The 13998-nt window shown below is 70.6% G+C and carries 8 protein-coding genes; 4 read left to right on the top strand and 4 right to left on the bottom strand.

Annotation, left to right across the window (positions count from 1 at the left end):
• The first annotated feature begins 404 nt into the window (after positions 1-404).
• The 3 genes from ACFWRT_RS25250 (at position 405) to ACFWRT_RS25240 (ending at position 7902) form a co-directional block, all read left to right on the top strand.
• The gene (locus ACFWRT_RS25250; RefSeq protein WP_380952021.1) at positions 405-5009 is read left to right on the top strand and encodes a nucleic acid/nucleotide deaminase domain-containing protein; all 4605 of its coding nucleotides are present in this window, start codon (positions 405-407) and stop codon (positions 5007-5009) included.
• On the top strand, positions 4966-5376 hold the full coding sequence (locus ACFWRT_RS25245; RefSeq protein ID WP_380952020.1) for a hypothetical protein: 411 nt from the start codon (positions 4966-4968) through the stop codon (positions 5374-5376). Before ACFWRT_RS25250 ends, ACFWRT_RS25245 begins: the two co-directional genes overlap by 44 nt.
• A 480-nt stretch (positions 5377-5856) precedes the next feature.
• Positions 5857-7902, top strand: a complete 2046-nt coding sequence (locus tag ACFWRT_RS25240) for an Ig-like domain repeat protein (RefSeq protein ID WP_380952019.1) — start codon at positions 5857-5859, stop codon at positions 7900-7902.
• Here ACFWRT_RS25240 and ACFWRT_RS25235 read toward each other — a convergent pair.
• On the bottom strand, positions 7892-9454 hold the full coding sequence (locus ACFWRT_RS25235; RefSeq protein ID WP_380952123.1) for a helix-turn-helix domain-containing protein: 1563 nt from the start codon (positions 9452-9454) through the stop codon (positions 7892-7894). The two genes, ACFWRT_RS25240 and ACFWRT_RS25235, sit on opposite strands and share 11 nt — an antisense overlap.
• A gap of 315 nt (positions 9455-9769) precedes the next feature.
• Here ACFWRT_RS25235 and dnaN point away from each other — a divergent pair, with 315 nt between their 5' ends.
• Positions 9770-10894, top strand: a complete 1125-nt coding sequence (gene dnaN, locus ACFWRT_RS25230) for a DNA polymerase III subunit beta (RefSeq protein ID WP_381121353.1) — start codon at positions 9770-9772, stop codon at positions 10892-10894.
• Positions 10895-10953: 59 nt separating this feature from the next.
• Here dnaN and ACFWRT_RS25225 read toward each other — a convergent pair whose 3' ends face one another.
• From ACFWRT_RS25225 to ACFWRT_RS25215, 3 genes are all read right to left on the bottom strand, one after another.
• Positions 10954-12090: a CU044_5270 family protein gene (locus ACFWRT_RS25225; protein WP_380951281.1), complete on the bottom strand. Its 1137-nt coding sequence runs from the start codon at positions 12088-12090 to the stop codon at positions 10954-10956.
• A complete protein-coding gene (locus ACFWRT_RS25220; protein ID WP_380951299.1) occupies positions 12087-12725 on the bottom strand; it encodes an RNA polymerase sigma factor in 639 nt (212 codons plus the stop codon). Before ACFWRT_RS25220 ends, ACFWRT_RS25225 begins: the two co-directional genes overlap by 4 nt.
• A 256-nt stretch (positions 12726-12981) precedes the next feature.
• The gene (locus ACFWRT_RS25215; protein WP_380949774.1) at positions 12982-13866 is read right to left on the bottom strand and encodes a glycoside hydrolase family 19 protein; all 885 of its coding nucleotides are present in this window, start codon (positions 13864-13866) and stop codon (positions 12982-12984) included.
• Between the last annotated feature and the right edge of the window lie 132 nt (positions 13867-13998).

Genomic DNA, 13998 nt, shown 5'->3' with positions numbered 1-13998 from the left:
CGGGGCCCGGCGGCGGCAATCGGTTAAGGGGTCATCTCCTGGGCGGCGAGCCAGGCCACCGAGCCATCCACAGGAGATGGCCTCCGAGCGCGTGCGACAGCGGAATTACCTCTATTCCCGGCGGGGCGACCGCGGTTACTATGACTGCGCTTCTGACCAGGGGATTTGGTCGTTGAAGCACGTCATCGTGGGCGGCCGAAGGCCCCTGGGGAACGGGACCTGCCGCTGGGGGGCGGCGCTTCGTCGATACGCCGTCGCAGGCGTACAACGCACGTCACTTCATCGACGCGCGTCACTCATGCACGACCTCTTCGTCGGTACAGCGTGCGCAGGCGCGCCGACTCCGCTCTGCCTGATTTCGCTCCCACGGCCCTTCGCGCCATTAGTGAAACGGATGCATCATCATGCGTTCCAGACCACCCGGAACTTCACGTCACCCAGGCTGGGCATCCCGTCTGACGGGACGCCTGCTTCCTCCTGTGCTCGCTCTCGCCCTGCTGGCTGTCGCCGGCGCGGGTGACGGCTACTCGGCTCCGCCGACCGTACCGGCGGCCTCCTACGACTGGTACGAGGAGACCGCCGCCGAGTTGTTGCGGCAGGACCAGTGCCTGATGAGCGACGTAGGGCGGTTGGGCGGGCCGTCCATGGCCGCGACCGCGAAGGACGGGCTCAACCAGACGCCCGAGCGACTGCGTGAGCTGGCGGACCGGAACTACTGGAGAGGCACGCCCCTCGGTGCCGCGTACCAGAAGGACAAGGACGTCGCCAATGTTGAGCTGAGCCGACTCCACGCGCTTCGCGACAACTGGAACATCACCGGTCTCGAAACCCCCGGCGGCTTCAAGTCCGTCGCGGACTTCGAGTGGCCCCCAGGGGGCCCCGGCGATGACAGGGACGACTTCCACTCCCAGACCGGGCTCCTCTCGTGGATCGCCGACCGGTTCTGGAAGACCGAGAGCGACTTCTACGAGGACGCCACACCGGAGGCGGACGACCAGACCGTCGCCAAGGTCAAGGCATTGGGGCAGCCGCTGTACGGCGGTGCCCCGGACCGTACGAAGCCTGATTGGGACCTGCAACTGGCTTACGAGTCCGCATACGATCACCTGACGAACTGGAGTCTTGAGCCGACAGGTGCGGATGACGCCCGCATCTTCCTCGCCTCGGGCGGCTTTCCCGACAAGGCGCCGGTGCCGGGCACAGCAGAGCACCGCATCGCTGTGGAGGATCTGAAGTCGCGGTATGCGGCCTGCGCGTGGCGCGACCCGATCGACCCCGCGAAGGTTCTCGGGGAGGTCAGCGCCACCGCCGCCGCCGAGTGGCAGCAGGAGATCACCTCGCAGGCCGGTCCCCGCAACGCGATCCTCTCCATAAGCGCCTCCACCACCAGCTCGCTCGCCGCTGGATCCGAGGCGATGGGCCAGCTCCTCGGGCACTCCTGGGTCGCGGACCACATCACCCGTTGGCAGGACTACTGGTCCTCGGGTGGCATCGGCTGGATCGGGACATCGCCGATGACGATCCAGATCCCGGGTGCGTCAGGAAAGTGCCTGGGGGTCCAGGGCTCCGGCACCGCCAACGGCACGGCGGTCGAGGTCGTCACCTGCTCTACGACGGCCGCCCAGCAGTGGCGGTTCAACGGCGGGTACGGAAACGGCTACAGCCTGCAGAACATCAACTCGAACAAATGCCTGGATGTCGCGTCGAACCAGACGAAAATTCAGATCTGGTCGTGCGACGGCACCCCGAAGCAGGTGTGGAAGTTCGGTGTCCGCGCCAACACCACGCTCGAGAACACGAGCGGGAAAAAATGCCTGAACTTCCCGGCCTACACGGCGGGGCAGGACGCCCAGGCGGCTGCCTGCTCGACAGCGGCCACCCAGAAGGTGCTGTTCAAGGTATCCGAGCACAACGGAAGCGTGCCGCCCGCAGCCCAGTTCACGAAGGCGTCGCAGCGACTGACCGCCGCACGCAACGGGGCCAAGGCCGAACTCGAAAAGCTCAAGGAAGTGGCCGAGTTCGCGAGGCTCGACACGGTCTTCATCACGGGAAACCAGAACCGCGCGTACGCGATCGCTGACGAGGCGGGTGCGCCTCGGGGCCGTGGGCTGCTGATGGGGCAGCAGAAGGTCCAGGTCACGCAAGGCGCGGCCGCCGCGCTCGCCGCACTGGTGAAGGCAGGTGAGACCGCGGAGGCGGCCACGCGCGCCTCAGCCGCGGACAGTGCGACGATCGCACAGCGGGCGCTGGCCCAAGCCGCGCAGTCCAAGGCGGAGTTCCGCAAGAAGGCCGCGGAAACGGCGGAACTTCAGGCCAAGAGCGCCATGGACGCGGCCAAGCTGCACCGGGACAACGCGCGCAAGGACAAGGAGACCGCCGAGGCCAAGCTCGCCGTCGCCCTGACGGAGGAGTCCAAGGCGAAGGCCGCCGCAGCGGCAGCACACGCCAAGCGGCTGGAGGCGGAGGCCGAAGAGGCCACGGCGAAGAAGGAGAAGGCGACCGCCGACGCCAAGAAGGCCGAAGCGGCCCGGCACCGGCAGACCGCCGAGGCCGAGGCCGTGAAGGCCGAGCAGGCGAAGACGAGCGCCGAGACGGCCGAGAGGACGGCCGTGGCCCGGAAGCAGGACGCGGAGTCCGCCCGCGACCGGGCTCGTGAACTGCGCGACGACGCCTGGGACGCCGAGCAGAAGGCGAACGCCTCCCGGGCGAAGGCCGACGCGAAGGCCGCCTACGCGGCGTCCCTCGACGCGGGCCAGGCCGCTGACGACGCAAGGGCAGCGGCCGACAAGGCCGACCGGCACGCGGACGACGCGGAGGCGGCGGCCGGACGATCGCGCACCGCCGCGAACGCCGCGACGCAGGCCGCGGCCGACGCCGACGCCGCAGCCACCAAGGCGGAGGCAGCGGCCAAACGCTCCCGGGCAGCGGCGGACGACGCCCAGGCCGAGAAGCTGAAGGCCGACGCCGCCGTACGCACCGCCACCAGCGCCGCCGCCGACGCCATCGATGCCTCCGAGCGCGCAGCAGCATCGGCCGGCTTGTCCGTCAAGGCTGCCAACGATGCCGAGGCCAAGGCCAAGGAGGCCAGGACGCAGGCGAACCTCGCGCAGGCAGAGGCCGACAAGGCCACTGCCGCGTCGGCGAAGGCCGCCGGTTTCGCCTACGTCACCGCGCAGGCGGCCACGGACGCTGGGAACTCGGCCGCCCAGGTCGCGAAACCCGCCAACGACGCCATCCAGCTCGGCTCGCCCTACGTCACCAAGGACTCGGCCGCCTCGCTGGTCGTGCTCTCCGGCCAGGCCGCCAAGACGATCGCCGAGCAGCAGAAGGCCGTCGCCGACGCGCACGCCGCCAACGCGGCGGAGGAGGCACAGGCCGCCCAGCTCATCGCTGACCTGGCACAGGGCGACGCGAAAGCCGCCTACCAGCACGCGGCCAACGCCGCCAAGTACGCGGCCGAAGCCCGCGGCTACTCGAAGGAGGCCCTCAGCTACGCCGCCGCAGCGGCAACAGCCGCCGCCAAGGCCCAGCAGTCCCTGGCCCGCAGCATCGGGTACGCGGCGCAGGCCGCGACCGACGCCGCAGCCGCGGACAGCGCGGCGGGCCGCGCCGAAGGGCACGCGAAGGAAGCCCGGACCTCCGCGGACGAGGCCGCCCTCGACGCGGCTGCGGCCCGGGCCGCAGCCACCCGTGCCGAGGACTCCGCCCGGGACGCCCGAGCAGCCGCCGAACGCGCCGACGCAGCCGCGACGGCCGCCGAGGAAGCCGCCAAGGACGCCCAGAAGTTCGCCGAATCAGCCCAGGAAGCCGCCGAACAGGCCGAGAACGCCGGCAACACCGGGCAGATCGAGACCGGCACCGTTCCGGACGCGGCCGGCGGGCCCGTCGGAGGCGTCTTCTACGTCGTCAACGAGATCGAGAAGGTCGGAGAGCCGCAGGTCGTCAAGAAGACCGAGGGCTGCGACGGCTGGTGGGACCAGCTCTTCTACGACGGCGACTGCACGATGACCCAGAAGATCAGCTACAAGGCTGACCTCGACCTGTTTCTGTGCAGCACCGAGGTCTGGGAGAACACCTGCTCCTCTACGGACACGATGTTCCTGGGCGAGACCGAAACCGACGTCCTGAGCACCGAGGTCACCCACACCATCACGATCGCGGAGTACCAGCGGGGCGTCGACCCCGTAGACATCCTCTTCGGCAGCTGGATCCGGTGCGCACAGAAACTCACCCCCGGCGGCGAGAACGGAAGCTGGGGCGGCTGCGCCTGGGCGGTCGTCGACGTGGCAGCCATGTTCGCCGGTAAGGTCCTCCGTCCGATCGCGGACGCTTTCAGAGCGGCGGACGCCGCAGCCAGGACCGGGATCGGCTTCGTCGACGCACTCAAGGCGCTCCGAGCCCTGCCGCTGGCTGATGATGTCGTCGCCCGCCTCGGATACCGGGTGATGGATGAGTTCGTCGAGGCCTGCACACGCAAAAGCAAGCGCTTCGCTGCCCTGGCGGCAACCGCCGCCGATGGGTGTGGCGGTCTGATCCGCTACAACAGCGATGACCTCAGCCGAATGGCTTACCAGTACAGGGTCGAATCCGGATTCTTCGGAGCAGATCATAATGTCGCTGTGGCCCGAGTGCCGGGCTGGAACGACCCGAAAACCGGAGACCTCGTGGTGGCGAGCAGCGGCTTCTCCGGGCACTCGGAGACGACGATCTTGAACATGCTGAAGGCGAAGAAGGTCGACCCCAGTAGGATCACCAGTCTGTATACGGAGCGGCAGCCGTGCGCGTCCTGTGCTTCCGAGTTGTCCGGGGCCCTCAAGGCAGGCACACCCGTCACATGGTCGGTTCCGTATTTCGATGGCATCGAAAGTGCGGCCAAGCAACTTCTGGCGAAGTACGTCGCGCAGGCTGGTGGCGGTCGCGTGGCGCGGTCGTCGGCAGACTTGCGGCAGCAGGAGACGGAGACACATGAGCCAGCACGGATTCGATCTACCACCGAAAGCCACGCGTGAGGTCATGGACCGTCGTGAGGAACTAGCCGAGAAAGCCTGTGCTGCCTTGATGCAGGCAGGTCTTCCCGCTTTCCTGGACGCCTCGCAAGATGTGCCCGGTGCGCACATTCACGTGGAATCCCTGACCGACGGCGGTGTTCTCGTGGAATGGAGCACTCAGGAAAGTCTCACGACCGCAGCCGTAGATATTCTGGAGAACGGGGTTGATCCCACGAACCTGCCACAGGCGATTCGCCACTACGAAACCGTGCAGACGTGCATGCGGGACGCAGTTCTGCAGATCCTCGCTTCAGCCGGGTTCCACGTGGAGAGGGCGGACGCGCACACCTACGGAAGCGCGGTCCACGTAAAGGAGGGCTGCCCCTGATCGTCGTCGGGTCCTGTCGATGCTGAGCGGCTCAGCATCGACGGGGCCGCAGTACGGGTAGATCTTGACTGGTGAACGGCCCTCGCGCCCGGGACGGCGGGGATCGCCAACCGCTGGACCGGTTGGGCGGATCATGAACCGAAAGGTCATCACCACCGTCGCCCGGCTGGCCGTCTGATCGCGAACAGTTCCCAGGCGCCGGTGGTTCCGTAGATCTGGGATGGATACGCGTAGGCGGCACCACCCACCGACTCACCCGCACTCTCATCTGCCACCGCAGCCTCCCCACATGAGATGACGTGTCAGTACCAGGGCAAGTCGCCGGTCCTCAAGGGGGCGTGGGGATGGCCGGGGGCACGAAAAATGTGCTCCGTTGTCGGTGGCGTGCCTTATTCTGCGATCCGGGCCGCGCCCCAACGCTTCTCTCTCTCATCTCGGGTGACGCGCGGCCCCTTTCATACCGTGGGGGTATCAGTAACTGTGCGCACGCGCAGAATTTCGACCGCGACGGCGTTCGCGGTCCTCTTCAGTTCCGTGGTGCTCGTCGGCGGTACGGCGGGCTCGGCCGCCGCCGACTCCAGTGCGTCGCTGCCGATCAAGTCGAGCGGTGACATCGTCGTGGACGGCGTCCACAAGCGGGTGTTCATCAGCGATCCGAGCTCCGGCAAGGTCGTCGCGACGGACTACAACGGCAAGGTCGTCCGGCAGATCGGTTCGCTGCCCGGGGTGAGCGGGCTGGAGGTCTCGCCCGACTCGAAGACCGTCTACGCGGCACTGCCGGGCGCCGGGGCCATCGCCGCCATCGACACGGCCACCCTCGCCGAGACCAAGCGCTACCAGGTCGGCAAGAGCGTGCAGCCCAAGTATCCGGCGGTGGCCGGAGGCCGGCTCTGGTTCGGTTTCGACTACAGCTTCGACAGCCCCTCCTCCGGGGGGCAGCGCGGTCAGATCGGCTCGATCGACATCGCCTCTCCCGAGGAGACGGTGACGCTCGGCAGCGGCACGGAGGACGGCTGGTACTCGGCCCCGCGCCTCGCGGCCGACCCCGGCGCGCCGAACGTGCTGGCCGCCGCCCAGGAAGGCAGCAGCTTCACCGAGTTGGCGGTGTACGACGTATCGGAAGGCACGCGTACGCGGGTCGCGCACGGGCCGAGCGCCACCGGCCCGAACGGCGAGGACCGGTACCAGTCCTACCTGAACGACTTCGACATCACGCCCGACGGCAAGCACGTCCTGGTGGGCAGCGGCAGCGGGTCGCCCTACTCGGCCCAGTCGTTCTCGACCGCCGATCTGTCCCTGACGGGCAGGCTCGCGACGAACAACGGCGGCAAGGCCGTGGCCGTCGCGCCCGACGGGACGATCGCGCTCGGCGCGTCACAATCCCCGAACGTCCGCATCTACAAGCCGGGCGGAAAGGGCGCGTCCCGTACCTACACGTTCCCGCCCTACACCGGCGACACCACCACCCCCTACGACCTGCGCGAGGCCGGGCTCGCCTGGGCGCCCGACCGCAGCCGCGTCTTCGCCCTCGCGACCAACGTCTACAACGACGTCTTCGCGCTGCGCACGCTGACCGATGCCTCCAAGGCGGCGGTCACGGTCTCGGTCAAGGCCCCGTCCAAGGCCACCCGCGCCAAGAAGCTGACCGTCACCGGCAAGCTCACGACCAACACGCCGCTCCCCACCGGCACCAAGGCCACGGTTCTGCGGACCGACCTGGAGTCCCCGAAGGGCAAGTCCCTGGCCTCGGTGACGCCCAAGAAGGACGGCACCTTCTCCTTCACCGACACCCCGCACGCCGGCGGCAAGGTGACGTACAAGGTGAGTTACGCGGGCAGCGCCACGCACTCCGCCGCCTCCCGCTCGGCCGCTGTCGCCGTATCGCGGTCCACGGCCTCGCTCAAGCTGAACCGGAACAAGGCGCTCTACGCGTACAACACGAACGTCTCCTTCACCGCGACCCTCGGCAAGACGTACAAGAACCGCGTCGTCGAGCTGTGGGCCGACCCCTTCGGCGCCGACAAGCCGAAGAAGCTGGTCAAGAAGGCGAAGGTCAACTCCAAGGGCAACCTGTCCGTCACCGTCAACATGAAGCGCGACACGACGGTCACAGCCGTGTTCGCGGGTGACGCCCGGTACGCGCCGAAGACCGTGAAGTCGACCGCGTACGCCAAGGTCAACGCCTCGGTGAAGCTGTCGAAGCACTACAAGACGGCGAAGATCGGGAAGACCTCCTACGCGTACTACAGCAAGAAGAAGAACCCCGACTTCACCACCTACATGACCTACCACAAGGGCCGGGCCCACCTGCTGACCCTTGAGTTCAACTACCAGGGCACCTGGTACGACGCGGGCCAGCAGTACTTCGGGCTCGGCACCAGCGGCAAGTCGATCGTGACGCTGGAGGGACCGCACGAGACGGGCTACAAGATGCGCGTGCGGACCTCGTACATCAACGGTTCCTCCGGCGACAACGTCAACTCCACGACGCACTCGGCCTGGAAGTACTTCATCTTCACGAAGTAGCCACCGCCGCCGCTGTGTCGCGGGCCCGTAGCGCCAGCCACAGGTCGTAGCGGGCGCTCGGGGGGCGCAGCAGCGAGCGCTGGAGCACGGTCTCCAGCCGGGTGAGGCGCTTACGGGCTCCGGGAACGGAGATGCCCAGCTCGGCCGCTGTCGGGCCGAGGCGGCCCTCGCAGCGCAGCCAGGTGCGCAGGGTCACCTCGGCGGCCCCGGACACCGGCTCCGCCACCGGGGCCAGTTGGCGGGCGGCCCACTCCTGGACGGCGGGGCGGCGCAGGACCTCATCGAGGTCGTGCGCCGCCCCGTTCGCGTGTCCGGGTGCCGGTACGTTCGCGTGTCCGGGTGCCGGTAAGTCCGCGTGTCCGGGTGCCGGTACGTCGTCGTGCTGTGCGGCCTCCGGGGTGCAGACCGGGGCCGGGGTGGCGCGGATGCGCAGGGCCAGGTCGAGCGCCGCCTGGTCGGCCAGCCGGTGGAGGTCGAGGCCGAGCAGCTCGCCGATGAGCTTGAGGCGGGCGGCCAGGGTGTTGCGGTGGACCTTGAGGTGGTCGGTCGCGTGCGACGAGAAGGCCAGCCAGGACGCGGCGGTCGCCGCGAGCTCCTGGCTCCCCGGGTCCTGGGCCCGGCGCGGCACATGGGTCAGGAGCGGGGTGAGCAGGGCCTCGGCCCAGCGCCGCCCGGCGGTGCCGACGACGAGCGCCGGTTCCGGGGCGGCGCCGAACCGGACGTGCCGGCCGGGCACTTCACGGGCTACCGCCAGGGCGTGGAAGGCCTGGCGGTAGCCGGTGGCGGTGTCGGCAAGCGGCACCTGCTCGCTGACGCCGACCACGCAGCGGTCCACCAGGGCGGCCACGGCCTCGTCGGTGGAGGCCCCGCCGTCCGGGCTCACGAGGATGAGGTGGCGGGCGTAGACCGGGCACCGCACGATCCAGGACCGGCCGCCGTCCGCCTCGGCGCAGACCCGGGCCACCTCGTCCCGGCTGTCCCCGGGGCACTCCACGACACAGACCCGTACGGGGTCGGGCAGGCGCGGGCGCAGCGCACCGGCCACCTGCTGGGCGATGGAGAGCTGGCCTGTCATCAGCAGGTGCAGCACCGCCTCCCTGCCGCGCGACTCGGCGAGGTCCACCCGGCGCCGCTTGCGCTCGACCGCCTCGGCCTCCCGGCACAGGGAGAGCGGCATCAGCACGTCGGCCAGGAGCGTGGCGAGCCCGGCGGCCACGGGCCGGGGCGTGACGACGGCGAGGAGGGGGGCGGCGCCCCGGTCCTCACCGTGCGGGGCGTGGGGGCCGGGCAGCGGGAAGAGGAGGACGGTGTGCGCGCCGGTGTCGTGGGAGTACGCCAGGGCCCCGCGCTCGGTCAGCGCCCGTACGCCCTCGGCGACCAGCCGGAGCACGTCGGGGGTGTCGGCCGGTGGGGTCGGGGGGCCGCTCGGGGCCGCCCCTGACACGCTCAGCACGGTCCCGTCGGAGCGGGCGATTCCGGCCCAGCCGTCGGCGCGCCCCGCCAGCCAGCGCAGCAGGCCGGCCGTTCCGCCGTTGCGGGCCAGCCGTTGCATCCTCAGCAGGTCGTCGTCGCGTTGCCGTGCTCGCACATGATCCCCCGATCACCGCTGCGCATCACTGCGCATGACTGTGCATCACTGTGCGGAGTGATACCCCCGCCGTCGCCCCACTGGGCGCATTGAACCTCCCGGTGCCCCTACCCACCGGTCTATGGTCCGAACGTGGTGTTCCGGCACCGGTGGCAGCGGCTCACGGGGGTGGTCGCTGTCACCGGAGCCGGGGCGTCCTCGGCTCGGGCCCCGGCCGATTGTCAGTGGTGACCTCTAACGTCGTCCGAGTCCGGACGACCTGTGAGAAGAGGCCCCACCGTGGAGTTCCGCATCGAGCGCAGTGCCCTGGCCGAAGCCGTGTCCTGGGCCGCCCGCGTCCTGCCGGTCCGCTCCCCCGTTCCCGTACTGGGCGGGCTCCTGCTGGACGCCGAGGGCGGGCGGCTGCGCGTCAGCGGGCTCGACTACGAGGCGTCGGCGCGCATCGACGTGGAGGCCGCCGAGGTGCTGCGCCCGGGGAAGGTGCTCGTCATGGGGCGGCGCCTGCTCGACATCTGCAAGGTGCTGCCGGAGGGCCCGGTGGAGTGCGCGGTGGAGGGCTCGCGGTTCACGGTGTCGGGGGACGGCGCCCGCTTCGGCCTGTCCGTGCTGCCGTTGGCCGACTACCCGGCCCTGCCGTCGCTCCCGCAGGTGCGGGGTGCGGTGGAGGCGGCGGAGTTCGCGGCGGCCGTCGCCGATGTGGCGGTGGCGGCGGGGCGGGACGACACCCTGCCCGCGCTCACCGGGATCCGGCTGGGGCTCGACGCGGAGGCCGGGACGATGACGCTCGCGGCCACCGACCGGTACCGGTTCGCGGTGCGGACGCTGCCGTGGAAGGCGGCTGCGGCGGACGCCCGGAGCGTGGATGTGCTCGTCTCCGCGCGGCGGTTGACCGAGATCGCGCGGTCGCTGGGGCGGTCCGGGCTGGTGAGTGTGGCGCTGGACGCCGGGTCGGCGGGGTTCGAGCACGCGGGGATGCGGACCACCGTACGGCTGCTGGAGGGGCGGCTCCCGCGCCACGACAAGCTGTTCGCCATGGAGAGCCCCGCCGTGGCGGTGGTGGACCGGGCGCGGCTGGTGGAGGCCGTCAAGCGGGTCTCGGTGGTCGCCGACGGGGACAGCCCGGTGCAGATGGCCTTCTCCGCCGCCGACAACTCCGTACACCTCCAGGCCGGTTACGAGGACGACGTGGCGTCCCAGCGGCTCCCCGCGACGCTGGAGGGGGCCCGGGAGATGACCGTGGCGTTCAACCCGGGGTATCTGGCGGACGCCCTGGCCTCGTTCGATGAGCCGTCGCTGCGGTTGGTGATGATGGGGGCGGGGCAGCGGGCGATGGTCACGGGGGGCGGGGCGGGGGCGGAGGCTCATCGGCATCTGCTGATGTCGGTGAAGCCGCAGTTGGCTTGAGGCGGGCCGGACTTCCCCGTACGGTGTCCGGCCCGCCCGCCCGCCGCCTCTCCTGGCTGCTAGTCCTGCGGCCGCACCCCCGCCTCGTCCACCACGCCCCGCTTGACCACGGCGTCGGCGCTGAGCAGCGCGCCCTTCCTGCCGTACGCGGTGTCGGCGGTCAGGAAGCTGCGCGAGCCCAGGTAGGTCAGCGTCTCCGGGTCGAAGACCCACTCCGAGCGTGAGGAGTAGTGGGCGTCCACGCGGGCGATGCCCACGCCCTTGCGGCCGACCGCGTCCACCGCGTTCGGGGCCTCGGTGACGCCGGGGATGAGGGCCGCGGCCTTGTAGAGCGCGGCGGCCGTCTCCGGCGGCATCACCGTGAAGCCGACCAGGCCGCCGATCTCGTCGAACACGGCCTGCGCGTGCTCCTGGCCCTCCGGCTTCGGGGTCAGGGCGGTGATGTGGTCGAGCAGCTTCCGGGGGTCGGTCGGCAGCTCCGCCAGCCAGCGGTAGGTGGGCCGGCCGATGCCCGGCGCCGTGCCCTCGGTGTCACCGAGCTGGGGGTTGATGGGCAGGGTCTCGCCGTCCTCGCGGCTGAGGCCGAGCTTCTTCTGCGGGCCGGGCTTCTGCGCGTACCAGTCCTCCCGCTCCGACAGCGGGGTCGTCACCAGCGTGCCGCTGGTGAGGTCGCCGTTCTGGACCTGGCTGCGGACGTAGACGAACTGGTCGTCGCGGACCGGGCCCGCCTCGCCCTTCGCCGCCGCGTCCGAGATCCGGTTCAGCACGAGCGCCACCGGCTGCGCCTCCCCGGCCCGCTCCGAGGCCGACGCCCCGCTCTCCATCCGCTCCGGGGCGTCTCCGCCACCTTGCGCGGAGTAGCCCGCCACCAGCGCGCCGGCGAGGGCGAGCGCGGTGGCCGGGGCGAGGAAGGACGGGCGGAGGAGGCGTGGGCGGGCGGGGGCGAGGTCCCGAGCGCCTTCCCGGGCTCGGTCCTTCGCGGAGGCGGCGGAAGCGGAGGCCGTGTCGGCGGCGGTGTCGTGGTCGATCTGGTTCATCAGGCGTTCCCTGTGGTGCTCGTGACGGCCCGGCGGAAGGGCGAATCCGGTGGCGGGCGGCAGCAGCCGCGCCAGCTCGGCGCGGTCGTCCCGGCCGCCCCGGCTGTCCCGGCTGCTCCGGCCTGCCCGGCCGTCGTCGGTACCCGTGGTGGCGGTCATCGCGATCCCCCCTCTCCTGGCAGGGCGACGAATGCCGCCCTGCCTCCTACCTCTCCGCGACCCCGGCGGGGTTCCCGCCCGGACCGCCCGGGCCGTCCGGACTCCTCCGCTTCCCGCTCCAGGTGCTCGCCCGCCAGGCCGCGCAGCCGCGTACGGGCCCGGGAGAGCCGTGACCGTACGGTGCCGACCGGGACGCCCAGCGCGGCCGCGGCCTGCGCGTAGTCCAGCCCGGCCCAGACGCAGAGCGCCAGCACCTCGCGCTCGGGCTGCCGCAGGCGGTCCAGGACCGCCCGTACGGCGGCCAGTTCGCGCTGGTGGTCCAGCCGCTCGGCGGCGGCCTCCGCGAAGTCCTCGGTCTCCTTCGGCTTCGGCTGCCGGGCCAGGAACGCGAGCCGGCGGCCGACGCCGCGCCGGTGGTTGCGCGCCTTGTTGGTGGCGATGCCGAGCAGCCAGGGCCTCAGCGAGCCGCCCTCCGGGTCGATCTGCTCGCGGGTGCGCCAGGCGGCGAGGAAGGTCTCCGACATCACGTCCTCGGCGGCGGAGAGGTCGCCGGTGAGGCGGCAGGCGTGGCTGTGCACGGACTGCGCGTACCGGTCGTAGAGGACGCCGAAGGCCTCCCGGTCGCCCGCGCGGATCCGTTCCCGTACGCGGGAGTCGTCGTCGCGATCGAAGTCCCGGTCGTCGTCCCGGTCGTCGTCGCGGTCGTCGGGCGGGTGGGCCGGGTGCGCCGGCTGTTCGTTGTGCTCCACGCCCCGTACCTCTCCGCGGCGGCCACCGGGTTCCCGTGGCCCGCGTCACAGGGCGGTGCTCCCCGCGCACCCGATCCTGCCGCCCCGCCCCGGAACGCCGGAACGGGGGGTGGTTCACCCGCGAGGGATCAGCGGGTGGGCGTCAGCAGCTCAGGTTCGAGCCGGTGGTGGTGCCGAGGATCTGGGTGAACTGCGTGAACTTGTTGATGCGGCTCTGGACCTGTGCCGGGTTGCCGCCGTTGCACTCCAGCGAACCGTTGATGGAGCGGATGGTCTCGCCGAACCCGCGGTTGTTGACGATCGCGTTGTGCGGCGTCATGGTGCCGGGGCCGTTCTGGGTGTTCCAGTACCAGAGGCCGGTCTTCCAGGCCACGGAGGCGTTCTGCTCCACCAGGTAGGGGTTGGCCAGCAGGTTGATGCCCAGCGCGTCACCGGCGGCCTTGTAGTTGAAGTTCCAGCTCAGCTGGATGGGACCGCGGCCGTAGTACGCGGCCTGGCCGGCGGGGCAGCCGTAGGACTGGGTCGTGTCGCAGTAGTGCGGGTAGTTGGCCTCGTTGACTTCCTTGATGTACACCAGCCCGCCGGTCTCGTGGCTGACGTTGGCGAGGAAGGCCGCGGCCTCGCGCTTCTTCACTTCGGTGCTACCGGTGTTGGCGAAGGCGGGGTAGGCGCTGAGGGCGGCGGTGAGGCCGCTGTAGGTGTAGAAGGAGTTCCGGTTCGGGAACATCTGGTTGAACTGGGCCTCGCTGACGACGAAGCCGGTACCCGGCTGCTCGCCGCCCCCGCCGGTGCCGCAGGCGCCGTTGTCGGCCCAGACGTCGGAGGAGCCCGGCCGCTCGTTCTGGGTCCACCACTTGGCGGTGTAGTTGCGGCCGTTGTACGAGGCGGTCTGGCCGCCCGTGTAGACGGACGAGGAGTTCCAGGCGCTGAAGCAGTTGGCGGCCTGGGCGGTGGCCGCGGGGAGGACGACGAACGCCGCGACGACCGCGACGAGCGCGACCAGCAGGCTGAGGACACGCTTGATCACGTGAACACGCTCCTTAGACGCGGCGCGGCGTCCGGCCGTGCGCCGCCGTGGGGGTGCCGATACTCAAGCGACGATGGTCTGGACCTGTCAAGGTCTAGACCAACTTTCGTGACGATGCCGCGCGCCGCGCAC

The organism is Streptomyces cyaneofuscatus (assembly GCF_042718795.1).
GTDB classification, from domain to species: Bacteria; Actinomycetota; Actinomycetes; order Streptomycetales; family Streptomycetaceae; genus Streptomyces; species Streptomyces cyaneofuscatus_A.
This window is presented reverse-complemented; position numbering and strand designations above follow the sequence as displayed.

What these genes read in the sequence shown, in the direction of transcription:
- ACFWRT_RS25250 (WP_380952021.1), top strand. Translation starts at nt 405, where the DNA reads ATGCGTTCCAGACCACCCGGAACTTCACGTCACCCAGGCTGGGCATCC.
- ACFWRT_RS25225 (WP_380951281.1), bottom strand. Translation starts at nt 12,090, where the DNA reads ATGACCGCCACCACGGGTACCGACGACGGCCGGGCAGGCCGGAGCAGC.
- ACFWRT_RS25235 (WP_380952123.1), bottom strand. Translation starts at nt 9,454, where the DNA reads ATGCAACGGCTGGCCCGCAACGGCGGAACGGCCGGCCTGCTGCGCTGG.
- ACFWRT_RS25245 (WP_380952020.1), top strand. Translation starts at nt 4,966, where the DNA reads ATGAGCCAGCACGGATTCGATCTACCACCGAAAGCCACGCGTGAGGTC.